General features: G+C 60.7%; 21 protein-coding genes. All 21 read right to left on the bottom strand.

Translation table 11 applies throughout. The features are described from left to right. Positions 1–35: 35 nt before the first annotated feature. The 21 genes from ispD to pyrH all read right to left on the bottom strand — a co-directional run bounded on the left by ispD (position 36) and on the right by pyrH (position 23973). Positions 36–740 carry a 2-C-methyl-D-erythritol 4-phosphate cytidylyltransferase gene (ispD, locus tag H621_RS0108655; RefSeq protein ID WP_028943007.1) on the bottom strand — a complete coding sequence of 235 codons (705 nt, stop codon included), beginning with the start codon at positions 738–740 and terminating at the stop codon, positions 36–38. Then, positions 737–1015 carry a cell division protein FtsB gene (gene ftsB / locus H621_RS0108650; RefSeq protein WP_028943006.1) on the bottom strand — a complete coding sequence of 93 codons (279 nt, stop codon included), beginning with the start codon at positions 1013–1015 and terminating at the stop codon, positions 737–739. Before ftsB ends, ispD begins: the two co-directional genes overlap by 4 nt. A gap of 163 nt (positions 1016–1178) precedes the next feature. Continuing rightward, positions 1179–2468 (bottom strand): phosphopyruvate hydratase, encoded by a 1290-nt coding sequence (gene eno / locus H621_RS0108645; RefSeq protein WP_028943005.1) that lies wholly within the window; start codon positions 2466–2468, stop codon positions 1179–1181. Positions 2469–2622: 154 nt separating this feature from the next. Next, positions 2623–3468, bottom strand: coding sequence for a 3-deoxy-8-phosphooctulonate synthase (gene kdsA / locus H621_RS0108640; RefSeq protein ID WP_028943004.1), 846 nt, complete (start codon positions 3466–3468; stop codon positions 2623–2625). 3 nt (positions 3469–3471) lie between these two features. Further along, positions 3472–5100 (bottom strand): CTP synthase, encoded by a 1629-nt coding sequence (locus H621_RS0108635; protein WP_028943003.1) that lies wholly within the window; start codon positions 5098–5100, stop codon positions 3472–3474. Between the two features lie 271 nt (positions 5101–5371). Continuing rightward, positions 5372–6664 carry a tRNA lysidine(34) synthetase TilS gene (tilS, locus tag H621_RS0108630; protein WP_028943002.1) on the bottom strand — a complete coding sequence of 431 codons (1293 nt, stop codon included), beginning with the start codon at positions 6662–6664 and terminating at the stop codon, positions 5372–5374. A gap of 52 nt (positions 6665–6716) precedes the next feature. Then, positions 6717–7664 carry an acetyl-CoA carboxylase carboxyltransferase subunit alpha gene (locus H621_RS0108625; protein WP_028943001.1) on the bottom strand — a complete coding sequence of 316 codons (948 nt, stop codon included), beginning with the start codon at positions 7662–7664 and terminating at the stop codon, positions 6717–6719. Between the two features lie 98 nt (positions 7665–7762). Beyond that, positions 7763–11284, bottom strand: coding sequence for a DNA polymerase III subunit alpha (gene dnaE, locus H621_RS0108620; RefSeq protein ID WP_028943000.1), 3522 nt, complete (start codon positions 11282–11284; stop codon positions 7763–7765). Positions 11285–11383: 99 nt separating this feature from the next. Further along, a complete protein-coding gene (gene rnhB / locus H621_RS0108615; protein ID WP_028942999.1) occupies positions 11384–12013 on the bottom strand; it encodes a ribonuclease HII in 630 nt (209 codons plus the stop codon). Further along, positions 12014–13141: a lipid-A-disaccharide synthase gene (gene lpxB / locus H621_RS0108610; RefSeq protein WP_028942998.1), complete on the bottom strand. Its 1128-nt coding sequence runs from the start codon at positions 13139–13141 to the stop codon at positions 12014–12016. It abuts the gene before it with no gap. A 1-nt stretch (position 13142) separates the two neighbouring features. Then, positions 13143–13919: an acyl-ACP--UDP-N-acetylglucosamine O-acyltransferase gene (lpxA, locus tag H621_RS0108605; RefSeq protein WP_028942997.1), complete on the bottom strand. Its 777-nt coding sequence runs from the start codon at positions 13917–13919 to the stop codon at positions 13143–13145. Next, positions 13916–14356, bottom strand: a complete 441-nt coding sequence (gene fabZ / locus H621_RS0108600) for a 3-hydroxyacyl-ACP dehydratase FabZ (RefSeq protein ID WP_028942996.1) — start codon at positions 14354–14356, stop codon at positions 13916–13918. The genes lpxA and fabZ overlap by 4 nt, the downstream gene beginning before the upstream one ends. 111 nt (positions 14357–14467) lie before the next feature. Next, positions 14468–15523: a UDP-3-O-(3-hydroxymyristoyl)glucosamine N-acyltransferase gene (lpxD, locus tag H621_RS0108595; protein WP_028942995.1), complete on the bottom strand. Its 1056-nt coding sequence runs from the start codon at positions 15521–15523 to the stop codon at positions 14468–14470. Positions 15524–15525: 2 nt separating this feature from the next. After that, positions 15526–16029, bottom strand: coding sequence for an OmpH/Skp family outer membrane protein (locus H621_RS0108590; protein WP_010224837.1), 504 nt, complete (start codon positions 16027–16029; stop codon positions 15526–15528). Between the two features lie 41 nt (positions 16030–16070). Further along, the gene (bamA, locus tag H621_RS0108585; protein ID WP_028942994.1) at positions 16071–18419 is read right to left on the bottom strand and encodes an outer membrane protein assembly factor BamA; all 2349 of its coding nucleotides are present in this window, start codon (positions 18417–18419) and stop codon (positions 16071–16073) included. Positions 18420–18493: 74 nt separating this feature from the next. Then, entirely contained in the window at positions 18494–19846 is a 1353-nt protein-coding gene (gene rseP, locus H621_RS0108580; protein WP_028942993.1) for an RIP metalloprotease RseP, read from the bottom strand. 54 nt (positions 19847–19900) lie between these two features. Next, positions 19901–21091, bottom strand: a complete 1191-nt coding sequence (ispC, locus tag H621_RS0108575) for a 1-deoxy-D-xylulose-5-phosphate reductoisomerase (protein ID WP_028942992.1) — start codon at positions 21089–21091, stop codon at positions 19901–19903. Next, the gene (locus H621_RS0108570; protein ID WP_028942991.1) at positions 21088–21903 is read right to left on the bottom strand and encodes a phosphatidate cytidylyltransferase; all 816 of its coding nucleotides are present in this window, start codon (positions 21901–21903) and stop codon (positions 21088–21090) included. Before H621_RS0108570 ends, ispC begins: the two co-directional genes overlap by 4 nt. After that, positions 21903–22658, bottom strand: a complete 756-nt coding sequence (gene uppS / locus H621_RS0108565) for a polyprenyl diphosphate synthase (RefSeq protein WP_028942990.1) — start codon at positions 22656–22658, stop codon at positions 21903–21905. Before uppS ends, H621_RS0108570 begins: the two co-directional genes overlap by 1 nt. A 17-nt stretch (positions 22659–22675) precedes the next feature. Continuing rightward, positions 22676–23233 carry a ribosome recycling factor gene (gene frr / locus H621_RS0108560; protein WP_028942989.1) on the bottom strand — a complete coding sequence of 186 codons (558 nt, stop codon included), beginning with the start codon at positions 23231–23233 and terminating at the stop codon, positions 22676–22678. Beyond that, positions 23230–23973, bottom strand: a complete 744-nt coding sequence (pyrH, locus tag H621_RS0108555; RefSeq protein WP_008094912.1) for a UMP kinase — start codon at positions 23971–23973, stop codon at positions 23230–23232. Before pyrH ends, frr begins: the two co-directional genes overlap by 4 nt. Positions 23974–24117: the final 144 nt, after the last annotated feature.

Genomic DNA, 24117 nt, shown 5'->3' with positions numbered 1-24117 from the left:
CGGGGCAAGCCTGCCCCTACAGTGCAGGTTTCACGTCAGCGCTTGGCCCAGCGTTGGCGCAACCACTCCAGGTCTTCCGGCCGGGTCACCTTGATGTTGTCACTGCGCCCTTCAATCAAACGAGGCGCCTGCCCAGCCCACTCGATAGCCGAAGACTCATCGGTGATGGCCACATCGGCCACCAGGCTGTCGGCCAACGCCCGATGCAAGGCACCGAGACGAAACATCTGCGGCGTGTAAGCCTGCCACACAGTGCTACGGTCAATGGTTGCACTGACCCGACCCTTGGCATCGGCGCGTTTCAGGGTGTCACGTGCAGGCACGGCCAGCAGGCCTCCGACCGGATCGTCGGCAAGTTCGGCCAACAAGCGATCCAGATCGCTGCGCGCCAGGTTTGGCCGCGCCGCATCGTGAACCAGCACCCAGTCACTGTCGGCGGCGCCTTGGGCATGCAGCAACAGCAGGGCATTGAGCACGGAGTCGGCGCGTTCCTGACCGCCAGCTGCATGCTGGATGCGCGGATCATGGGCGCAACGCAGGCCGGGCCAGTAAGGATCGTCAGCAGCAACGCTGACAACCACCCCTTTTACACAAGGATGGTCGAGAAAACAGTCGAGGCTATGCTCGAGAATGGTCTGCCCGCCCAGTTGCAAATATTGCTTGGGGCGGTCGGCAGCCATGCGGGCACCAACGCCCGCGGCGGGAATCACGGCCCAGAAGGCCGGCAAGTTCTGGCTCATTGGGCCAACTGGTAGAGGGTTTCACCCTCCTTGACCATACCCAATTCATGGCGTGCCCGTTCTTCGACGGTTTCCATACCTTTCTTCAACTCCAGTACTTCTGCATCAAGCACACGATTACGTTCCAGCAAGCGCTCATTCTCGGCGTGCTGGTCGGCAATCTGCTGCTGGAGTTCGGTGACATGGGCCAGGCTGCCATTGCCCACCCACAAACGATACTGCAGGCCACCGAGCAGCAGAAGCAAGACGAGGAACAACCAATAGGGACTGCGCATCAGGGTATCCAGTGGAAAAAGACCGCCACTTGTGCAGGGCGCTGATGGCACGAAGCCTGGCCGAAGCCAGGCTTTGTGTTCACAGACCTGCGGCAAAAAGCGGCTGAACAGTCAGTATGACTGCTCGGCGCGCTTGGGCTGCTGTCTTTTTACCATCTCTTGCTTAGCCGCGAAACTCGGCACGACCACGGTACACAGCCTTGCTGCCCAGTTGCTCTTCGATACGCAGCAGCTGGTTGTACTTGGAAACGCGGTCGGAACGGCACAGCGAACCGGTCTTGATCTGGCCAGCAGCGGTACCCACGGCCAGGTCGGCAATGGTCGAATCCTCGGTTTCGCCCGAACGGTGCGAGATCACCGCGGTGTAACCGGCAGCCTTGGCCATCTGGATGGCTTCCAGGGTTTCGGTCAACGAGCCGATCTGGTTGAACTTGATCAGGATCGAGTTGCCGATCTGCTTGTCGATACCTTCTTTGAGGATCTTGGTGTTGGTCACGAACAGGTCGTCACCGACCAGCTGTACCTTGTCGCCGATCTTGTCGGTGAGGATCTTCCAACCAGCCCAGTCGGACTCGTCCAGACCGTCTTCGATCGAGATGATCGGGAAGCGCTCGGTCAGGCCTTTGAGGTAGTCGGCAAAACCGGCAGCGTCGAACGACTTGCCTTCGCCGGACAGGTTGTACTTGCCATCTTCGTAGAACTCGCTGGCCGCGCAGTCCAGGGCCAGGGTCACGTCGGTACCCAGCTTGTAGCCAGCGTTGGCAATGGCTTCGGCAATGGCCGACAGGGCGTCTTCGTTGGATGCCAGGTTAGGAGCGAAACCACCTTCGTCACCCACGGCGGTGTTCAGGCCACGAGCCTTCAATACAGCCTTGAGGTGATGGAAAATCTCGGTGCCCATGCGCAGCGCGTCGGAGAAGGTCTTGGCGCCTACCGGCTGAACCATGAACTCCTGGATGTCGACGTTGTTGTCGGCGTGCTCGCCGCCGTTGATGATGTTCATCATCGGGACAGGCATGGAGTACTGGCCAGGGGTACCGTTGAGGTTGGCGATGTGCGCGTACAGCGGCAGGTCCTGGTCCTGGGCAGCGGCCTTGGCGGCAGCCAGGGACACGGCGAGGATGGCGTTGGCACCCAGCTTGGCCTTGTTCTCGGTACCGTCCAGTTCGATCATGGCGCGGTCCAGGGCTTTCTGGTCAAGTGGATCCTTGCCCAGCAGCAGGTCGCGGATCGGGCCGTTGATGTTGGCAACGGCCTTCAGGACGCCCTTGCCCATGTAACGGCTCTTGTCGCCATCACGCAGCTCCAGCGCTTCGCGCGAGCCAGTGGAAGCACCGGACGGCGCGCAAGCGCTGCCGATGATGCCGTTGTCGAGCAGTACGTCCGCTTCTACGGTGGGGTTACCACGCGAATCGAGAACTTCACGACCTTTGATGTCGACGATTTTTGCCATTGTTGTAAGCACTCCAGAATTGACGAAAACAACGCAGCTGAGAAAAATCCTTGCCGCTCGCCTGGCTGTTGATAGTGGGCAGGCCTGACGATGGCAAACCCCTGACCCACGGGTCAGGGGTTGAACGGGCGGTACTTTACCGGAGAAATGAGCTTTACGCGGTTTCTACCGTCGGAAAACTTTTCACCAGATCGTCCAGTTGCTTGAGCTGGGCCAGGAATGGCTCCAGTTTGTCCAGGCGCAGGGCGCATGGACCGTCACACTTGGCGTTGTCCGGGTCGGGGTGGGACTCGAGGAACAGCCCCGCCAGCCCTTGACTCAGGCCGGCCTTGGCTAGGTCGGTAACCTGGGCGCGGCGGCCACCGGCGGAGTCGGCACGACCGCCCGGCATTTGCAGGGCGTGGGTCACGTCGAAAAACACCGGGTACTCGAACTGCTTCATGATCCCGAAACCGAGCATGTCCACCACCAGGTTGTTATACCCGAAGCTGGAACCACGCTCGCACAGGATCAATTGATCGTTACCGTTTTCCTCGCACTTGGACAGGATGTGTTTCATCTCCTGGGGTGCGAGGAACTGAGCCTTCTTGATGTTGATCACCGCACCGGTCCTGGCCATGGCCACGACCAGGTCAGTCTGGCGCGACAGAAACGCCGGCAACTGGATGATATCGCAGACGTCCGCAACGGCTTGCGCCTGATGCGGCTCGTGGACATCGGTGATCACCGGAACCTTGAAGGTCTGCTTGATCTCTTCGAAGATCTTCAGCCCCTCTTCCAGGCCGGGGCCGCGGTAAGAGTGGCTCGACGAACGGTTGGCCTTGTCGAAGCTTGCCTTGAACACGTAGGGGATACCGAGCTTCTCCGTAACCCTTACGTACTCTTCGCAGATCTGCATGGCCAGGTCACGAGACTCCAGCACGTTCATGCCGCCGAACAGGACGAACGGCTTGTCGTTGGCGATCTCGATGTTACCGACGCGGATGATCTTCTGGGTCATGGATCAGGCCTTGTTCTTTTGAGCCAGTGCCGCCTTGACGAAGCCGCTGAACAGCGGATGGCCGTCACGCGGGGTCGAGGTGAACTCAGGGTGGAACTGGCAAGCGACGAACCATGGATGATCCTGGGACTCGACCACTTCAACCAGCGCGCCGTCACCGGAGCGACCGGAAACCTTGAGGCCGGCTTCGACCAGCTGTGGCAGCAACTTGTTGTTCACTTCGTAGCGGTGACGATGACGTTCGACGATCACATCCTTGGCGTAGCAGTCATGGACCTTGGAGCCGCTTTCCAGCTGGCACTCCTGGGCACCCAGACGCATGGTGCCGCCCAGGTCGGACGCTTCGGTGCGGGTCTCGACCGCGCCAGTGGCATCTTCCCACTCGGTGATCAGACCAACGACCGGGTGACCACTGTTGCGATCGAACTCGGTGGAGTTGGCGTCTTTCCAGCCCATGACGTTACGAGCGAACTCGATGACCGCCACTTGCATGCCCAGGCAGATACCCAGGTAAGGGACCTTGTTCTCGCGAGCGTACTGCACGGCAGTGATCTTGCCTTCGACACCGCGCAGACCGAAGCCGCCCGGTACCAGGATGGCATCGGCGCCTTCGAGCAGGCTGGTGCCCTGGTTCTCGATGTCTTCGGAGTCGATGTAGCGCAGGTTGACCTTGGTACGATTCTGGATGCCGGCATGGCTCATCGCTTCGATCAACGATTTGTAGGCGTCCAGCAGTTCCATGTACTTGCCGACCATGGCGATGGTCACTTCGTGCTCTGGATTGAGCTTGGCATCGACGACCTTTTCCCACTCGGACAGGTCGGCGCCATTGCACTGCAGGCCGAAACGCTCGACGACGAAGTCATCGAGGCCCTGGGCGTGCAGCACGGCCGGGATCTTGTAGATGGTATCGACGTCTTCCAGGGAGATCACCGCACGCTCTTCGACGTTGGTGAACAGGGCAATCTTGCGACGCGAGGAGACGTCGACCGGATGGTCGGAACGGCAGATCAGCACATCAGGCTGCAGGCCGATGGAGCGCAGCTCCTTGACCGAGTGCTGGGTTGGCTTGGTCTTGGTCTCGCCAGCGGTGGCGATGTACGGCACCAGGGTCAAGTGCATCAGCATGGCGCGCTTGGAACCCACTTCAACGCGCAACTGGCGAATCGCCTCGAGGAACGGTTGCGACTCGATGTCACCCACGGTGCCACCGATCTCCACCAGGGCCACGTCGGCATCGCCGGCGCCCTTGATGATGCGGCGCTTGATCTCGTCGGTGATGTGCGGAATGACCTGGATGGTCGCGCCCAGGTAATCACCACGGCGCTCCTTGCGCAGCACGTGCTCGTAGATACGGCCGGTGGTGAAGTTGTTGTTCTGGGTCATGGTCGTGCGGATGAACCGCTCGTAGTGGCCCAGGTCCAGGTCGGTCTCGGCGCCGTCGTGGGTGACGAACACTTCACCGTGCTGGAACGGGCTCATGGTGCCCGGGTCGACGTTGATGTACGGGTCCAGCTTGAGCATGGTGACCTTGAGCCCCCGCGCCTCCAGGATGGCCGCCAATGAAGCCGAGGCAATGCCTTTCCCCAATGAAGAAACAACACCGCCCGTGACGAATATGTAGCGCGTCATGAAAAACCCTAGAAGTCTGCGTTAAAGCGGTCAGTGCCGCCGGGGAAAGCGAAGGAAGGCCGAAGCCCCCGATCACCTGCGTCAATCACAGTGCATCTTAAAAAACTGCCGCGTCTGGACACACCAGGGGTTGGAATCCCGGTTAGGAGCTCGCTAAACATTTTTAGAATCGCCCAGCAAAAAACTGCTTGGTAATCGGCAACTGCTGTGATTTCGGGGAAGCCACAGAAGCTGTATCAAGAAGGGAGCGTAGTCTACCCGAATGTGCCTTTCATCTCAAACCTTGCTCGCTCGTCGGTACACACCAATGCAATTGCCATTCGCCCTGGCTCAAGCCGGGCAGGTTGGCCACGGCCAGCAACTGCTCGCCACGATAGAGCAGCGGCAGGCGCGAGCGGACGAACGGCGGCATCTGGTGCTCGTTGAGCAAGCGCTTGAGGTCTCGGCGACCGCGACCCGCAACCTGCAAGACCTCGCCACCCTGGCGGTAGGCAATGTGCAGCGGCCCCTGCGGCAAGATGCCGCTCAACTGCACACGGCCATTGTCGGCCAACTCCAGCGCCTGACCCGGGCAATCCCAGCTTTGCACCTGTGGCGTCTTCAGCCAGTCGTCGGCCAACCACCAGATACGGCTGTGACTGCGATGCAGTTCGCCGTCGGTCAGTTGCCAGCAGGGCTGCCCATCCCCCACTGCGTCGCGCAGGCTTTCCCAACCAGCCCAGTGTCGCGCATCGGGCAAGCGCGTGCGCGGGGCCAGCCAGTACTGCAGTGCATTGCGCTGGCGCGCCGGCGAAAGCCCGCGCAGCACGGTCAAGTCCAGCGAAGCCAGGGTCAGCCAGTCAATCCCACCTGGGGTCGAGGCCCGGGCAAGATCTTGAACGGCCAGTTCATCGAGCAACCCTTGCGCCTCGCCCAGGTGCTCGGCGCTTCGCGCCAGGTTTTGCGCCACCTGGGGCCAGCGTTGCTGTAGTACGGGGAACACTGCATGACGCAGGTAGTTGCGAGAAAACCGGGTGTCGCTGTTGGACGGGTCCTCCACCCACTGCAACTGCTGCTCGCGACCATAAGCTTCAAGAACCTGACGTGGTACATCGAGCAATGGCCGCAGCAACACCCCCTGCCCCAGCGCACGGACCTGTGGCATGCCCGCCAGGCCACGGACTCCTGCACCACGGAGCAACCGGAACAGCAGGGTTTCCGCCTGGTCTTCGCGGTGCTGGCCAGTCAGCAAGACCTCACCTGCCTGCAAGGATTGCGCGAAGGCCGCATAGCGGGCATCACGCGCGCCTTGCTCGAGGCTCGCCCCTGGGGCGACCTTGACATTGACGACCTGCAGCCTGACACCCAAGGCGTCGCACAGGCGCTGGCAATGCGCCGGCCAGCTGTCAGCGCTGGCTTGCAGGCCATGATGGATGTGAATCGCTCGAATGGGCGGGAGTGGCTGGTGATGCGAGGCGTGGACGAGCACGTGCAGGAGGACGGTGGAGTCCAGGCCGCCGGAGAGGGCGACGCACCAGGAAGGGGCTTGAAGCCAGGGGGATAGTTGGCGGGTGATGTCGATCATTGGCGATCGCGGGGCAAGCCCGCTCCTACAGGGTGTGGGAGCGGGCTCGAGATCAGAGCCCGTAGCTCATCAGGCGATCATAACGGCGCTTGAGCAGCGCGTCGTTGTCGAACTTCTTGAGCATGGCCAACTGCTCGACCAGTTCGCCACGGATGCTTTCCGACATTTTCGCCGGGTCGCGGTGCGCACCGCCCAGTGGCTCGGAAATCACCTTGTCGACAATACCCAGGCCCTTGAGGCGCTCGGCAGTGATACCCATGGCTTCAGCAGCATCGGACGCCTTGTCGGCGGTCTTCCACAGGATCGAGGCACAGCCTTCCGGCGAGATCACCGAGTAAGTGGAGTACTGCAGCATGTTCAGCTGGTCGCACACACCAATGGCCAATGCGCCGCCAGAGCCGCCCTCACCGATGACAGTGGCGATGATCGGGGTTTTAAGGCGCGCCATGACACGCAGGTTCCAGGCAATGGCTTCACTCTGGTTGCGTTCTTCAGCGTCGATGCCGGGGTAAGCACCTGGGGTGTCGATGAAGGTCAGGATCGGCATCTTGAAGCGTTCGGCCATTTCCATCAGGCGACAAGCCTTGCGGTAGCCTTCCGGACGCGGCATGCCGAAGTTGCGACGCACCTTCTCGCGGACCTCACGGCCTTTCTGGTGACCGATCACCATCACCGGTTTGTCATCCAGACGGGCGATACCACCAACGATCGCGGCATCGTCGGAAAAATGCCGGTCGCCGTGCAGCTCGTCGAATTCGGTGAAAATATGGTCGATGTAGTCCAGGGTGTACGGACGACGGGGGTGACGGGCCAGGCGGGCGATCTGCCAACTGGTCAGGTTGCCGAAGATGCTTTCGGTCAGAGTGCTGCTCTTGTCTTGCAGACGGGCGATCTCATCGCCGATGTTCAGCGAGTTGTCATTGCCCACCAGGCGCAGCTCTTCGATCTTGGCTTGCAGGTCAGCAATCGGCTGTTCGAAATCCAGGAAATTCGGGTTCATAGGCATCCGTCTTGGGTCTACGGCCAGGCGGCCGGCCGGTTGATCCGTTTGGCGCCCTACCTTAAGGGATCAGGCGCATTCAGGTCGAGATTAAAAATTCATCGATATTGCAAAAAGACGTTCTCACGTCCGAACTGGTCACGCAGTGCCTGAATCAGGCCATCGGCCGGGTCGATTCGCCAACCTTCGCCGAACTGCAGCATGGCCTTCGCATCACTGCCGGTGTACTCCATGGTGATCGGGCACGCGCCACGATGGCGCTTGAACAACTCGCCCAGCCAGTTCAAGCGATCGCCCTTGAGGGCATCGCTGTGCACCTTCAGGCGCAGGCTTTCGGCAAGGTTGGTGCGGGCATCTTCCATGCTCATCACCCGCTTGACCCGCAGTCGCAGGCCGCCGGAGAAGTCATCGTTGCTGACCTCGCCCTCGACCACCACCATCGCGTCGGTCTGCAACAGCGCCTGGGCCGCCATGAAAGCGTCGGCGAACAGTGAAGCCTCGATACGCCCGGAGCGGTCGTCGAGGGTGACAAAACCCATCTTGTCACCCTTTTTGTTCTTCATCACCCGCAGGGCGATGATCATGCCGGCCACCGTCTGGGTATCGCGGGCCGGCTTCAGATCAATGATGCGCTGACGGGCAAACCGGCGGATCTCGCCTTCGTACTCGTCGATCGGGTGACCGGTGAGGTACAGGCCCAGCGTGTCCTTCTCGCCGCGCAGGCGCTCTTTGAGCGTCAGTTCGCGGGCCTTGCGGTGATTGGCATAGACATCGGCATCTGCTTCGACGAACAACCCGCCAAACAGGTCGGCATGACCGCTGTCGGCGGTACGCGCGGTTTGTTCGGCCGCCTTGATCGCCTCTTCCATCGCTGCAAGCAGCACCGCGCGATTGCGGTCGATATTGGCCTGGTAGGCCTTGAGCTCGTCATGGAAATACGGCCCCAGGCGATCCAGCGCGCCGCTGCGGATCAGGGCATCGAGGGTACGTTTGTTGATGCGCTTGAGGTCGACTCGTTCGCAGAAATCGAACAGATCCTTGAACGGCCCGGCCATCCGCGCCTCGACGATCGCCTCGACCGGCCCCTCGCCCACGCCCTTGATCGCACCCAGTCCATAGACGATCCGACCGTCATCATTGACCGTGAACTTGAAGTCGGAGGTATTCACATCCGGCGCATCGAGGCGCAGCTTCATGCTGCGCACTTCCTCGATCAAGGTCACGACCTTGTCGGTGTTGTGCATATCCGCCGACAGCACCGCAGCCATGAATGGCGCCGGATGGTGGGTTTTCAACCAGGCGGTCTGGTACGAGACCAGGCCATAGGCGGCGGAGTGGGATTTGTTGAAGCCGTAGCCGGCGAATTTCTCTACCAGGTCAAAGATGTTACCGGCCAGGTCGGGGTCGATATTGTTGGACGCACAACCCTCGATGAAACCGCCCCGCTGCTTGGCCATCTCCTCGGGCTTTTTCTTACCCATTGCCCGGCGCAGCATGTCTGCGCCACCGAGGGTATAGCCGGCCATGACCTGGGCGATCTGCATCACCTGTTCCTGATACAGGATGATGCCGTAGGTCGGTGCCAATACGGGCTTGAGGCCTTCGTACTGGTAGTCCGAGTGCGGATAGGCCAGCTCTGCGCGGCCGTGCTTGCGGTTGATGAAGTCATCCACCATGCCGGACTGCAAAGGGCCCGGACGGAACAGTGCCACCAGTGCAATGAGGTCTTCCAGGCAGTCGGGCTTGAGCTTTTTGATCAGCTCCTTCATGCCTCGCGATTCAAGCTGGAATACCGCCGTGGTTTCGGCTTTTTGCAGCAGGTCGTAGGTTTTCTTGTCATCCAGCGGGATGAAGTCGATGTTCAGGTCATCCAGGCCTTTCTTGGCCTGTTCGCGGTTGATGGTCTCCATCGCCCACTTGATGATGGTCAGCGTGCGCAAGCCGAGGAAGTCGAACTTCACCAGGCCCGCCGCCTCGACGTCATCCTTGTCGAACTGGGTTACCAGGCCACCGCCCTCTTCATCACAGGCGATAGGCGAGAAGTCGGTCAGTTTGGTCGGCGCGATAACCACGCCACCGGCGTGCTTGCCGGTACCCCGACAGACACCCTCGAGCTTGAGCGCCATGTCCCAGATTTCTTTGGCGTCCTCGTCGGTCTTGAGGAAGTCGCGGAGCATTTCCTCTTGCTCGTAAGCCTTCTCCAAGGTCATGCCGACTTCAAACGGGATCATCTTCGACAGGCGATCGGCCAGGCCGTAGGACTTGCCCTGGACCCGCGCAACGTCACGCACCACCGCCTTGGCGGCCATGGTGCCGAACGTAATAATCTGGCTGACCGCGTTACGGCCGTACGCGTCTGCCACGTACTCGATCACCCGGTCGCGACCGTCCATGCAGAAGTCGACGTCGAAGTCGGGCATCGAAACCCGCTCGGGGTTGAGGAAACGCTCGAACAGTAGGTCATAAGCCAGCGGGTCGAGGTCGGTAATCTTCAGTACATAGGCCACCAGCGAGCCTGCACCCGATCCCCGGCCCGGGCCCACCGGCACGCCGTTGTTCTTGGCCCACTTGATGAAGTCCATAACGATCAGGAAGTAACCCGGGAAGCCCATCTGGATGATGATATCCAGCTCGAACTTCAGGCGGTCGAGGTAGACCTGGCGCTTCTCTTCATAGTTGGGCGTGGTGTCCTTCGGCCAAAGCACCGCGAGGCGCTCTTCGAGGCCCTCGTGGGAGACATGCCGCAGGTAATCGTCGATGCCCATGCCGTTGGGCGTGGGGAAGTCCGGCAGGAAGTGCTTGCCCAGCTGAACCTGGATATTGCAGCGCTTGGCAATCTCGACGGTGTTTTCCACCGCATCGGGCAGGTCGCTGAACAGCTCGGCCATTTCCTCCGGGCTTTTGAGGTACTGCTGGTCGCTGTAGTTGCGTGAGCGCCGCGGGTCATCCAGGGCGCGGCCTTCACCGATGCATACCCGGGTCTCGTGGGCGTCGTAGTCCGACTGTTTGATGAAGCGCACATCGTTGGTCGCCACCAGCGGCGCACCCAGCTTGTCGGCAAGCGCCACTGCCGCATGCAAGTACTCTTCGTCGCCTGCGCGGTTGGTGCGCTGTACTTCGACATAGAAGCGATCGGGGAACATCGCCATCCAGTCGCGCAGCAAGGCCTCGGCTTCATCAGGGTTGCCGTTGAGCAGGGCGAGGCCGATATCACCCTCCTTGGCGGCCGACAGGGCGATCAGGCCCTCGCTGGCCGGGGCAATCCAGTCACGCTCGATAATCACCAAGCCGTTGCGCTGCCCGTCAACCCAGCCCCGCGAGATCAACTCGGTCAGGTTGCGATAGCCCTTCGGGTCCATGGCCAGGAAGCAAATGCGCGCCAGCGGAGCATCCGGGTCGCCGTTACTCAACCACAGGTCGGCACCACAGATCGGCTTGATGCCGGCGCCCATGGCGTTCTTGTAGAACTTGACCAGCGAACACATGTTGCTCTGGTCGGTGACCGCTACGGCCGGCATGTTCATCGCGGCCAGCGCCTTGGCCAGCGGCTTGATCCGCACCAGGCCATCGACCAGCGAGTATTCGGTGTGCAGGCGAAGATGAACGAAAGAAGCCGACATGATGATCCTATAGCAGCACAAAACAACAAGGCCCGGATTGTACCGGGCCTTGATCAAAACATCAGCCAGCGCAGGGCTGCTGATACCTGTCCGAAGCCATCAGGCCCCGACGAACTCGCTACCCAGGGCCTCTCGAGCTTCATAAGCGGCGCGCACTGGCGCGAAGGAGCGCCGATGAATAGGCGTCGGCCCCAGGCGCGCCAAGGCTTCGAGATGCACCGGCGTCGGATACCCCTTGTGTCCGCCGATGCCGTAGCCTGGGTAAATCAACTCAAAGGCGGCCATTTCACGGTCTCGGGTGACCTTGGCCAGAATCGACGCGGCAGCGATTGCCGGCACCTGGCTATCGCCCTTGATCACCGGCTCGGCCGGAATCGACAGCTTGGGACAGCGATTGCCGTCGATCAGGGCCAGTTTTGGCGTAATGCTCAGGCCTTCGACTGCCCGCTGCATGGCCAGCATAGTGGCATGCAGAATATTCAGTTCATCGATTTCTTCGACTTCGGCACGAGCAATACAGAAGCTCAGGGCTTTTTCGCAGATTTCGTCGAACAGCCTCTCGCGACGGGCCTCGGTGAGCTTCTTCGAGTCGTTCAGGCCAAGGATCGGCCGCTGCGGATCGAGAATCACGGCGGCAGTCACCACCGCACCGCACAACGGCCCACGGCCGACTTCGTCAACCCCGGCCACCAGGTCTTCGACCAGGGTGAAGTCCAGTCCCATTTGCATCTATCGGGCTTCCAGCAAGGCCAGCACCGCGTCAGCTGCCTGGTTGGAGGCATCGCGGCGCAGGGTACGGTGAATCTGGTCAAAACTTTCGGTCTGCTGTTCGCCACCTTCTACCAATGGCGCCAGGGTCTGGGCCAGGACTTCGGCGGTGGCGGCTTCCTGCAGCAGCTCAGGCACTAGCATGCGCTGTGCCAGCAGGTTGGGCAGGGAGACGTAAGGGCTTTTGACCAGTCGTTTGAGAATCCAGTAAGTCAGCGGCGCCATGCGGTAGGCGACCACCATCGGGCGCTTGAACAGCAAGGCTTCCAGGGTGGCAGTACCCGAGGCGATCAGCACCGCGTCACAGGCCGCCAGCGCCTGGTGGGAGCGGCCATCGAGCAGGGTCAGGGGCAAATCGCGGCCTACCATCATCTGCTCAAGCTGCGCGCGACGCTCGGCATTGGCGCACGGCGAAACGAAGCGAACACCGGGAACCAGCGCCTGCAAGCGATGCGCAGCATCGAGAAACAATGTTCCCAGACGCCCCACTTCTCCGCCACGACTGCCTGGCATCAAGGCCACCAGGGGCCCATCGCCCAGGCCAAGCTGCTCTCGAGCCTGAGCTCGGTCGGCCTGCAGTGGAATGCTGTCGGCCAGCGGATGACCGACAAAACGCACCGGCACACCCTTCTCTTCGTAGAACCTGGCCTCGTAGGGGAACAGTGTCAGCACCAGGTCGCAGCCTTCACGGATTTTCAACACGCGTTTCTGCCGCCAGGCCCAAACCGAGGGGCTGACGTAATGCACGGTCTTGATCCCGGCCTTGCGCAGGTTCAATTCGATGTTGAGGGTAAAATCCGGGGCGTCGATGCCGATGAACACATCCGGTCGTGCCTCGATCAGCGTCTGGATCAGCGCCTTGCGCCGCTTGAGCAACTCGCGCAGGCGCCCGAGCACTTCGACCAGGCCCATGACCGCCAGACGCTCCATGGGAAAGTAGGAGACCAGGCCTTCAGCCTGCATCAGCGGGCCGCCGACGCCAATGAAGCGCACCTGAGGATGGCGCGCCTTGAGCGCGCGCATCAACCCGGCACCGAGGATGTCACCGCTGGCCTCACCCGCCACCAGCGCTACACAGAGTTCAGCCATATCAGCGGGTGATGCCGCGGGTGGAGTTCTGGATCGACTTGAGGAACACGTCGACTTCAGGGAATTGGGTCGCAGGCTCCGCCAGTTCGGCAATCGCTTGCTCGACCGTCAGGCCCTGGCGGTAAACCACCTTGTACGCGCGACGCAGGGCATGAATGGCATCTTCGCTGAAACCCCTGCGACGCATGCCCTCGAAGTTCATGCTGCGAGCTTCGGCCGGGTTGCCGAACACCGTGACATAGGCCGGAACATCCTTGCCGATCGCCGTTCCCATGCCGGAAAAGCTGTGCGCACCGATATGGCAGAACTGATGGACCAGGGTGAAACCGGACAGGATCGCCCAGTCGTCGACGTGTACATGACCTGCCAGCGCCGTGTTGTTGACCAGGATGCAATGATTGCCAATGACGCTGTCGTGACCGATATGGGCATAAGCCATGATCAGGTTGTGATCACCCAGCGTGGTCTCCGAGCGGTCTTGCACGGTGCCACGGTGGATCGTCACGCCTTCGCGAATCACATTGTGATCACCGATCACCAGGCGCGTGGCTTCACCCTTGTACTTGAGGTCAGGGGTGTCTTCACCTACCGAGGAGAACTGGTAGATGCGGTTGTGCTTACCAATACGGGTCGGGCCTTTGAGTATCACGTGCGGACCGATGATGGTCCCCTCGCCGATCTCAACCCCGGCACCGATGATAGACCAAGGGCCGACCTCGACGCCGTCGGCGAGCTTCGCCGATGGATCGATGATTGCCCGAGGGTCAATCAAACTCATAGTTTACGTTCCGCGCAGATGATCTCGGCCGAGCATACCGGCTTGCCGTCGACCGACGCCTGGCACTCGAACTTCCAGATCTGGCGCTTGCAACTGATGAACTTGGCTTCGAGGATCAGCTGGTCACCCGGCAATACAGGCTGACGAAAGCGTAGCTTGTCGGAGCCAACGAAGTAGTAAAGAGTGCCATCGGCCGGTTTCACATCGAGCATCTTGAAGCCAAGGATACCGGCTGCCTGAGCCATGGCTTCGATGATCAGCACGCCCGGCATGATCGGGTGCGCCGGGAAGTGACCATTAAAGAAAGGTTCGTTGATGCTGACATTCTTGTAGGCACGAATGCGCTTGGCCTCGACGTCCAGCTCCGCTACACGGTCCACCAGCAGGAACGGGTAACGGTGAGGCAGGTATTCGCGAATCTCGTTGATGTCCATCATTTCGGGGGGAAGCCTGTAGTAAAGATAGGGAGCGCCCGTATTCGCCAGGCGCTCCTTTTGCAAAATCAAAGAGTCAGCCTGCGGCTATTCACTCTCGATCAGGAAATGGTATCAGCCTTCAGATGAAGGCTGGCTGCCTGAGGTCACGGCCTCGACACGCTTTTCCAGCTGTTGGAGCCGTTTGGCCATCTCGTCGAGTTGACGAATCCGGGCGGCACTTTTACGCCACTCGCCCAGTGTCTGCATCGCCGTACCGGAAGAATAGGCTCCTGGCTCGGTAATGGAGCGAGTGACCATGGTCATGCCGGATACGAATACGCCATCACAGACATCGATATGCCCCACCATGCCGACACCGCCGGCGATGGTGCAATGCTTGCCGATCTTGGTACTGCCGGAAATACCGACGCACGCAGCCATTGCCGTGTGATCACCGATCTGTACGTTATGGGCGATCTGGATCTGGTTGTCGAGCTTGACCCCGTCTCCGATCCGGGTGTCGGCCAGGGCGCCACGGTCTACCGCGGTGTTCACGCCGATCTCGACATCGTCACCGATGCTCACGCCGCCAATTTGGGCGATCTTCTGCCAGACGCCTTTATCGTTGGCAAAGCCAAAGCCTTCACCACCGATCACCGCGCCCGACTGGATCACCACGCGTTTGCCAATGCGCACATCGTGGTACAGGGTTACTCGCGGCGCCAACCAGCCACCCTCTCCGATCACGCAGCGCGCGCCGATGAAACACTGGGCACCGATGGATACCCCCGGACCGATCTGCGCACCACTCTCGATTACCGCAAAGGCACCAACGCTGGCGCTGGCATCTACCTGAGCATCACTGGCAACCACGGCGCTGGGATGAATTCCCGCTACAGCCCTGGGCTTTGGATCGAACAGGTGGGAGATGCGCGCGTAGGCAAGGTACGGGTCGGCGACAATCAGTGCATGACCGGCAAAGCCTTCGGCATCGGCAGCCTTGAGCAGCACGGCGGCCGCATGGCTATCACCGAGGTACTTGCGGTACTGCGGATTGGCGAGGAAGCTCAACTGACCCGGCCCAGCTTCCTGAAGGGTTGCCAGGCCGGTGATTTCCAGCTCCGCGGGGCCACTCAAGGTAGCCCCGAGGAACTCGGCCAACTGACCGAGTTTCATAGTCACAGTCATACTCAACGGGACTGATTCATGCGCTCGATGACCTGGCGGGTGATGTCATACTGAGGCTTGACATCAATGACCGCGCCACGCTCGAGAACCAGATCAAAACCGCCTTTCTTGATGACTTCTTCAACAGCGCCATCGAGCTTCGGCTTCAGCTGCTTGAGCATTTCGCGGTCAGCCACGGCCTTGGACTCGTTCAATTCCTTGGACTGGAACTGGAAGTCACGGGCTTTCTGCTTGTATTCAAGCTCCAGACGCTCACGCTCTGGCTGGGCCATCTTGTCGCCACCGGCACGAATGCGGTCGGCGATGCCCTTGGCACTGCTTTCCAGGTTTTTCAGCTTGGTCAATTGCGGGCCGAATTTTTTCTCGGCATCGACGGCGTATTTCTTGGCCGCGTCCGATTCAAGCAGGGCCATCTGATAGTTCAGCACGGCAATTTTCATTTCGGCGAAAGCCGGGGTTGCGACCAGGGCCGCAGCCAGTACTGCCAGTTGGGTCAACTTACGCACGATGCACTCCTACAGAATCCGTTGTTAGCAAGGGGCAGACCTTAGAAGGTCTGGCCCAGAGAGAATTGGAACACCTGGGTATCGGCTTCGTCCGGCTTCTTGACCGGCATGGCCAGGCTGAAGCTCAACGGGCCCAGCGCAGTGATCCAGGTAACGCCCAGGCCGACGGAGCTGGCCAGACCCGACAGGCCGACATCTTCGCAATCAGGCTTGGAACCGCAGTTGGTGTCGAACACGTTACCCACATCCCAGAAGACCGAGGTACGCAGCGAACGCTGATCCTTGACGAACGGCAGCGGGAACAGCAGCTCTACACCGCCCTGCACGAGGACGTTACCACCGAACGGCAGTGGATCCTGGTCCGGGTCGGCAATGGTGCCCGGGTTGTGACCGTTGCTTGGGGTACTGCGTGGGCCCAGGCTGCTGTCCTTGAAACCACGGACCGAGTTGAAACCACCGGCATAGTAGTTCTCGTAGAACGGCAGGCCCGATGTACCACCGAAACCATCACCATAGCCCAGCTCGGTGTGCAGTCGCAGGGTGTAGTCGTTGGTGATCGGCTTGAACAGTTGGCCACGGTAGTCGAGCTTGAAGAACGACAGGTCGCTGCCCGGCGTGGTCGCTTCGAGCACCAGGCTCTGGGAGTGACCACGGGTCGCCAGCACACCCTTGTTCAGGGTCGACTCGGACCAGCCGGCCGAAGCCTTGAAGTTCAGGTACTTGTCACCCTCTTCGTTGACGAAGTCGAAGATCTCGTCAACGGTGTACTTACCCGTCTTGATTTCGTCCTGCTGCACGGTCAGACCGAAGGTCAGGCGCGAAGTTTCGCTGATCGGGTAGCCAACGCTGACACCGGCACCAAGGCTGTCTACCGCATAGCTGGCCACGTCGACGTCGAGGTCATCGTAGTCGGTGGTGCGATAGAAGGCGTTGTAACCCAGGCTGACGCCATCGGCAGTCCAGTAGGGGTCGACGAAGCCGAAGTTGTAGCGGCTCTGGTATTCGCTTCGAGTCAGGCCGATGGACACCTTGTTACCGGTACCCAGGAAGTTGGTCTGGCTGATCGAGCCACCGAGGATCAGGCCCGCGCTCTGGGCGAAACCAACGCTGGCGGTGATCGAACCGGAAGCCTGCTCCTCGACGCTGTAGTTGACGTCGACCTGGTCGTCGGTCCCTGGAACAGCCGGGGTCTCGACGTTGACTTCCTTGAAGAAGCCCAGGCGCTCCAGACGGGTCTTGGACTGGTCGATCAGGTAGGTCGAAGCCCAGCCGCCTTCCATCTGGCGCATTTCGCGGCGCAGCACTTCGTCTTCGGACTTGGTGTTGCCACGGAAGTTGATACGGTTGACGTAGGCACGTTTGCCCGGATCGACCACGAAGGTGATATCGACAGTGTGATCCTGGTCGTTTGGCTGAGGTACGCCGTTGACGTTGGCGAAGGTGTAGCCCTCGTTACCCAGGCGGCGGGTGATCAGCTCGGAGGTCGTGGTCATCACCTTGCGCGAGAATACCTGGCCTGGCTGCACCAGCATCAGCGACTTGACCTGGTCTTCCGGCACCTTGAGGTCACCAGAGAGCTTGACGTCACGAACGGTGTACTTCTCGCCTTCGTTGACGTTGACAGTGATGTAGACGTGCTTCTTGTCCGGGGTGATGGATACCTGGGTAGAGGCGATGTCCATGTTGATATAGCCGCGGTCCAGGTAGTAGGAACGCAGGCGCTCAAGGTCGCCGGAGAGTTTTTCGCGGGCGTACTTGTCATCGTTCTTGAAGAACGACAGCCAGTTGGTGGTCTTGAGCTCGAACAGGCCGATCAGGTCTTCGTCCGGGAAGACGGTATTGCCGACCACGTTGATGTGCTGGATGGCAGCGACGGTGCCTTCGTTGATCTTGATCTTCAGGCCGACGCGGTTGCGCGGTTGCGGCACCACTTCGGTCTCGACCTCGGCCGAGTAGCGGCCCTGGGCAACGTACTGGCGCTGCAGTTCGTTACGCACACCCTCGAGGGTGGCGCGCTGGAAAATTTCGCCTTCGGACAGGCCCGACTGCTTCAGACCTTTCATAAGGTCTTCAGTGCTGATGGCCTTGTTGCCTTCGATCTCGATGCTGGACACCGAAGGACGCTCGACCACGGTAATGATCAGGACGTTACCGTCACGGCCCAGTTGGATATCCTGGAAGAAACCGGTCTTGAACAACGCGCGGGTGGATTCCACCAGGCGACGGTCATCGGCCTCATCCCCGACGTTCAATGGCAAAGCGCCGAAAACGCTGCCCGCGGAAACCCGCTGCAGACCATTGACACGAATATCGGAGATGGTGAAGGACTCGGCGTGAACTTCAGCGATCATCAGTACGGCGAGAACCGCAGTTAGCAGCAGACGTTTCATGAAGTCCTTTCTTATTCCAACTGGCAATAAACGACCCGCCGCGGGACGCGGCAGGTTCGCAATTGAGCGAAGCTTTACAGTCGACCCAAATCGTTTATCAGGGCAAGCAACATCACCCCGACTACCAAACTGATACCGATCTGGATCCCCCAACCTTGCACCCGATCCGAAAGCGGGCGACCACGCGCCCACTCGATCAGGTAGAACAGCAAATGCCCCCCATCCAGTACAGGAATGGGCAGCAAATTAAGAACCCCCAGGCTAATGCTCAAGTAGGCGAGGAAATTCAGGAAATCTCCAACACCCGACTGGGCCGAAGCGCCCGCCACTTTAGCAATGGTTATCGGTCCGCTCAAGTTTTTTACCGAGAGCTCGCCGAACAGCATTTTCTTCAAGGATTCGAGGGTCAGGACGCTCATGCTCCAGGTCCTCGAAACCCCCTCGCCAACAGCCTCCAACGGCCCATAGCTGACCTCGCGAAGCATGGCATCTGGCCACTTCACCGGCTTCACCCCTGCTCCCAGGTAGCCACTGGCCGATTTACCTTCGCCACGGGTGGCCAGGGTAACCGGTATGTCCAGGCTGGCGCCGTCACGCTCGACCTGCAGCACGATCTTGCTGCCGGCACGGCTGCGCACGGTATCGACCACCTGCTGCCAGTCGCTCAAGGCTTTTCCATCCAGGCTCAGCAAGCGGTCGCCGGTTTTCAGGCCAGCTGCCTTGGCAGGGCCTTTAGGATCGAGCTCCGCCAGCACCGGGGGCAACGCCGGGCGCCAGAGGCGCAGCCCCAAAGAGCGGATCGGGTCGGGCTCATCGGCACCCTTGAGCCAGTTATCGAGCGTCAGTACATGGGCGCTGTCGACGGTCGCACCCTCCTCACGCACATTGATGTGCAACTGGCCACTCTCACCCAGGCGGCGAATCAGCTGCAGGTTGACGGCAGCCCAGCCACTGGTCGGCTTACCATCGATGGACATGATTTCCTGGCCCGCCTTCAGGCCCGCCACTTCAGCCACACTGCCCGGCTCAACCCCACCAATGACCGGGCGCTCCTGCTGGGTGCCCAGCATTGCCAGCACCCAGAAGAACACAATGGCGAGGAGAAAGTTGGCGATAGGCCCAGCCGCGACGATCGCGATGCGCTGGCGTACCGATTTGCGATTGAAGGACTGCTCTGCCTGGCCTGGCGGTACGTCACCTTCACGCTCATCGAGCATCTTGACGTAGCCACCCAAGGGAATGGCCGCCACCACGAACTCGGTGCCGTGGCGGTCATGCCAGCGCAGCAACGGCATGCCGAAACCGACGGAAAAACGCAGGACCTTGACACCACAACGCCGGGCCACCCAGAAGTGACCGAATTCGTGAAAGGTGACCAGCACACCCAATGCCACCAGGGTGCCGATAATCATGTAGAGCGCACTCATGTCTTTCTCCGAATGACGTTCAGCGCAGCCGGGCCTGACGCAGTGCGCCTGGCCTCAGCGCCCGTGATGACTCAACCATTGCCCGGCCAGTTGCCGCGCACGCTGGTCGGCGGCAAACACCGCGTCGAGCGTCTGCACCGCCACGACCGGCTCCTGATCAAGCACTTGTTCGATCATACTCGCGATCTCCGGGAAGCGGATGCGCCGCTGGAGAAATGCCTCCACCGCCACTTCGTTGGCGGCATTGAGCATCGCCGGCGCACTGTTGCCCGCTTCAGCGGCCTGGCGCGCCAGGCGCAAGCACGGAAACCGCTGCTCATCGGGGGCCTGGAAATCCAGGCGCGCGATGGCGAACAGGTCCAGCGGCGCGACACCGGAATCGATCCGCTGCGGCCAGGCCAGCGCATTGGCAATTGGCGTGCGCATGTCCGGGTTACCCAACTGGGCCAGCACCGAACCGTCGACGTAGTCAACCAGCGAGTGAATGACACTCTGGGGATGTACCACCACTTCAACCTGGCTCGGCCGCGCATCGAACAGCCAGCAGGCCTCGATCAGCTCCAGCCCCTTGTTCATCATGCTGGCCGAATCGACCGAAATTTTGCGGCCCATCGACCAGTTAGGGTGGGCACAGGCCTGCTCCGGACTGACCTCGGCCAGGGCCGACAATGGCGTTTCGCGAAACGGCCCGCCCGAGGCGGTCAGCAGGATGCGCCGCACACCGACCTGGGACAGACCGCGCGCATAGTCGCTTGGCAAACACTGGAAAATCGCGTTGTGCTCACTGTCGATGGGCAGGAGTACGGCGCCACTGCGCTGCACTGCCTGCATGAACAGCGCACCGGACATCACCAATGCTTCCTTGTTGGCCAGCAAGACCTTCTTGCCAGCCTCGACTGCCGCCAAGGTCGGACGCAAGCCCGCTGCCCCCACAATGGCCGCCATCACCGTATCGACCTCAGGTGCCGAGGCGACCTGGCACAACCCGGCTTCGCCTTCGAGCACTTCGGTGGCCGACCCGGCCGCCGCCAGGCCTGCGCGCAACTGCTGCGCCGCCTCGGCGCCGGGCACCACGGCAAAGCTCGGCGCATGCCGCAGGCAGAGCGCAAGCAGCTCCTGGAGCCGTGAGTAACCACTCAGCGCGAACACCTGATAGCGCTCGGGATGACGACCAATGACATCCAGGGTGCTCATGCCGATGGAGCCGGTAGCCCCAAGTACGGTAATACGCTGCACGCTGCTCACATCACGCCCCAGTTGGCTGCCCACAGCAGCACCGCAAACAGCGGAATGGCCGCGGTCAGGCTGTCGATACGATCCAGAACGCCACCATGACCCGGCAGCAGGTTGCTACTGTCCTTGATCCCGGAGCGACGCTTGAACATGCTTTCGGTCAGGTCACCGACCACCGACACCAACACCACGACAGCAGCACCCAGCAGGCCAAGCAGCAGCTCACCGAAACTCCAGTCGCGGCTCACACCTACGACTGCGGTGATCACCAGGCTCAGCGCGAGGCCGCCGTAGACACCCTCCCAGCTTTTGCCCGGGCTGACCTGTGGCGCCAGCTTGCGCTTGCCGAAGGCCCGGCCGGAGAAGTAGGCGCCAATGTCAGCACCCCAGACCAGCACCATGACCGCCATGATCAGCCAGTTACCCAACGGCCAGTGCTTGAGCAGCACCAGGCCTTGCCAGGCCGGCAACAGGATCAACAAGCCGATCAGCAGGCGGCAGGCAACACTGGACCAAAGCTCGCTGGTTCGCGGATAGGTCAGCACCAGCCAGGTCGCCCCACCCCACCACAGCACCGAAGCACCCAGCACCCAGGGCGCAAGGTCTGGCATCAGGTAAAGCAGCATGAGCAAGCCGGCCACCACGGCGGCGTAGGCGACACGAAACGCTTGAGCTGCCAGGCCTGCCAGACGCGCCCACTCCCAGGCACCAAGACTCACCACCAACCCGATGAACAGGGCAAAGTCCCCCCCATCGAGGAGAAAGAAGCCGCCCAGGGCAATCGGTAGCAGGATCAGCGCAGTGATGATGCGTTGTTTAAGCATTAAGCACGGGCTCCAGCCTCGACCTGCTCGCTGGTTTTACCGAAGCGGCGCTGGCGCGAAGCATAATCGGCCAGCGCTTTGCGCATGGCCTCGTGTTTGAAGTCCGGCCAGAACAGGTCGGAGAAGTACAGCTCGGCGTAGGCCAGCTGCCACAACAGGAAGTTGCTGATGCGATGCTCGCCACCAGTACGGATGCACAGGTCAGGCAACGGCAGGTCGCCAGTCGCCAGACAGGTTTGCAACAGTTCCGGGGTGATGTCGTCAGGACGCAGATGACCGGCCTGAACTTCGCGCGCCAGGCGCTGGGCGGCCTGGGCAATATCCCATTGTCCGCCGTAGTTGGCGGCGATCTGCAGGATAAAGCGGTTGTTGCCTGCGGTCAGCGCCTCGGCCTCACGCATGGCAGCCTGCAGCTCGGGATGAAAGCGTGAGCGATCACCAATGATACGCAGGCAGATGTTGTTGTCGTTGAGGCGCTTGGCTTCCCGGCGCAAGGCCGAGAAGAACAGCTCCATCAACGCACCGACCTCGTCGGCCGGTCGTTGCCAGTTTTCGCTGGAGAAGGCGAACAGGGTCAGTACCTCGACCTTGGCCTCGGCGCACACCTCGATGACCGCGCGCACCGCATCAACGCCTGCCTTGTGCCCGGCTACACCGGGCAACAGGCGCTTTTTCGCCCAGCGATTATTCCCATCCATGATGATCGCGACATGGCGCGGCACCGATGGGGATACACCCTGCTTGGTCTTTTCCATCAAAAAAGTCCCGACCCTTAAACGGCCATCAGGTCCTTTTCTTTCTGCTTCACAGCAACTTCGATGTCAGCCACGAACTTGTCGGTCAGCTTCTGGATGTCATCGGCGGCGCGACGTTCTTCGTCTTCGCTGATTTCTTTCTCTTTGACCAGGTCTTTGAGCTGGCTCAACGCGTCACGACGAATGTTACGCACGGCAATGCGGCCATCTTCGGCTGCGTCACGGGCCTGCTTGGTGAAACCCTTGCGGGTTTCTTCAGTCAGTGCCGGCATCGAGATCAGCAGCAGCTCACCCAGGTTGGTCGGGTTGAAACCCAGGCCCGAATTGAGGATGGCTTTCTCTACTGCGGCCAGCATGTTGCGCTCGAAAGCGACCACTTGCAGCGTGCGGGCGTCCTTTACAGTGACGTTGGCAACCTGATTGATCGGGGTGTCGGCACCGTAGTAAGGCACCTGGACGCCAGCCAGGATCTGTGGGTTGGCCGCGCCGGTACGAATACGGCTGAAGGCCTGCGCCAGGGACTCCAGCGATTTCTGCATACGCTCTTGGGCGTCTTTCTTGATTTCGTTGATCATTTTTGAACTTCCTCGATCAGAGTTCCTTCAGCGCCGCCATGCACGATGTTCAGCAGGGCGCCAGGCTTGTTCATGTTGAAGACGCGCAGCGGCATCTTGTGGTCGCGGCACAGGCAGATTGCCGTCAGGTCCATCACGCCCAGCTTGCGATCCAGCACTTCATCGTAGGTCAGATGATCGAACTTCTCGGCATGCGGGTCTTTGAATGGATCTGCAGTGTATACACCATCGACCTTGGTTGCCTTCAATACCACGTCGGCATCGATTTCGATGGCGCGCAGGCAAGCGGCGGAGTCAGTGGTAAAGAACGGGTTGCCGGTGCCGGCAGCGAAGATTACAACTTCTTTGGCGTTCAGGTGGCGCATGGCTTTGCGGCGATCGTAGTGATCGGTCACGCCTACCATGGAAATTGCCGACATGACGATAGCGGTGATGTTCGCGCGTTCCAGCGCATCACGCATGGCAAGACCGTTCATGACGGTGGCCAGCATACCCATGTGGTCGCCAGTGACGCGATCCATGCCGGCTGCACTGAGCGCCGCGCCACGGAACAGGTTGCCACCACCGATCACCAGGCCTACTTGAACACCGATGCCGACCAGCTGGCCGACTTCCAGCGCCATGCGATCCAGGACCTTGGGGTCGATCCCGAATTCTTCCGAGCCCATCAGGGCCTCGCCGCTCAGTTTGAGTAGAATGCGTTTATAGCGAGCTTGATAACCACTGCCCTGCTGAGCCATTGCGAATCTCTCCTGCGGCGTTTGTAAAAATCTTGCGGGCTGTTCTCAGCCCGCGCGTAACTCTAAGCGTGGCGCAGCGACTGCGCCAGCGAAAGGCGGTCTCGTAAACCACTCCCGCTTTGACAAAGAGGCTGCGCGCGTGAG

It is taken from the genome of Pseudomonas vranovensis DSM 16006 (assembly GCF_000425805.1).
Taxonomy (GTDB): domain Bacteria; phylum Pseudomonadota; class Gammaproteobacteria; order Pseudomonadales; family Pseudomonadaceae; genus Aquipseudomonas; species Aquipseudomonas vranovensis.
This window is presented reverse-complemented; position numbering and strand designations above follow the sequence as displayed.

Bases quoted from the DNA above. Each gene is read 5' to 3' on its own strand.
- ispD (WP_028943007.1), bottom strand. From the start codon at position 740: ATGAGCCAGAACTTGCCGGCCTTCTGGGCCGTGATTCCCGCCGCGGGC.
- ftsB (WP_028943006.1), bottom strand. From the start codon at position 1,015: ATGCGCAGTCCCTATTGGTTGTTCCTCGTCTTGCTTCTGCTGCTCGGT.
- eno (WP_028943005.1), bottom strand. From the start codon at position 2,468: ATGGCAAAAATCGTCGACATCAAAGGTCGTGAAGTTCTCGATTCGCGT.
- kdsA (WP_028943004.1), bottom strand. From the start codon at position 3,468: ATGACCCAGAAGATCATCCGCGTCGGTAACATCGAGATCGCCAACGAC.
- H621_RS0108635 (WP_028943003.1), bottom strand. From the start codon at position 5,100: ATGACGCGCTACATATTCGTCACGGGCGGTGTTGTTTCTTCATTGGGG.
- tilS (WP_028943002.1), bottom strand. From the start codon at position 6,664: ATGATCGACATCACCCGCCAACTATCCCCCTGGCTTCAAGCCCCTTCC.
- H621_RS0108625 (WP_028943001.1), bottom strand. From the start codon at position 7,664: ATGAACCCGAATTTCCTGGATTTCGAACAGCCGATTGCTGACCTGCAA.
- dnaE (WP_028943000.1), bottom strand. From the start codon at position 11,284: ATGTCGGCTTCTTTCGTTCATCTTCGCCTGCACACCGAATACTCGCTG.
- rnhB (WP_028942999.1), bottom strand. From the start codon at position 12,013: ATGCAAATGGGACTGGACTTCACCCTGGTCGAAGACCTGGTGGCCGGG.
- lpxB (WP_028942998.1), bottom strand. From the start codon at position 13,141: ATGGCTGAACTCTGTGTAGCGCTGGTGGCGGGTGAGGCCAGCGGTGAC.
- lpxA (WP_028942997.1), bottom strand. From the start codon at position 13,919: ATGAGTTTGATTGACCCTCGGGCAATCATCGATCCATCGGCGAAGCTC.
- fabZ (WP_028942996.1), bottom strand. From the start codon at position 14,356: ATGATGGACATCAACGAGATTCGCGAATACCTGCCTCACCGTTACCCG.
- lpxD (WP_028942995.1), bottom strand. From the start codon at position 15,523: ATGACTGTGACTATGAAACTCGGTCAGTTGGCCGAGTTCCTCGGGGCT.
- bamA (WP_028942994.1), bottom strand. From the start codon at position 18,419: ATGAAACGTCTGCTGCTAACTGCGGTTCTCGCCGTACTGATGATCGCT.
- rseP (WP_028942993.1), bottom strand. From the start codon at position 19,846: ATGAGTGCGCTCTACATGATTATCGGCACCCTGGTGGCATTGGGTGTG.
- H621_RS0108570 (WP_028942991.1), bottom strand. From the start codon at position 21,903: ATGCTTAAACAACGCATCATCACTGCGCTGATCCTGCTACCGATTGCC.
- uppS (WP_028942990.1), bottom strand. From the start codon at position 22,658: ATGGAAAAGACCAAGCAGGGTGTATCCCCATCGGTGCCGCGCCATGTC.
- frr (WP_028942989.1), bottom strand. From the start codon at position 23,233: ATGATCAACGAAATCAAGAAAGACGCCCAAGAGCGTATGCAGAAATCG.
- pyrH (WP_008094912.1), bottom strand. From the start codon at position 23,973: ATGGCTCAGCAGGGCAGTGGTTATCAAGCTCGCTATAAACGCATTCTA.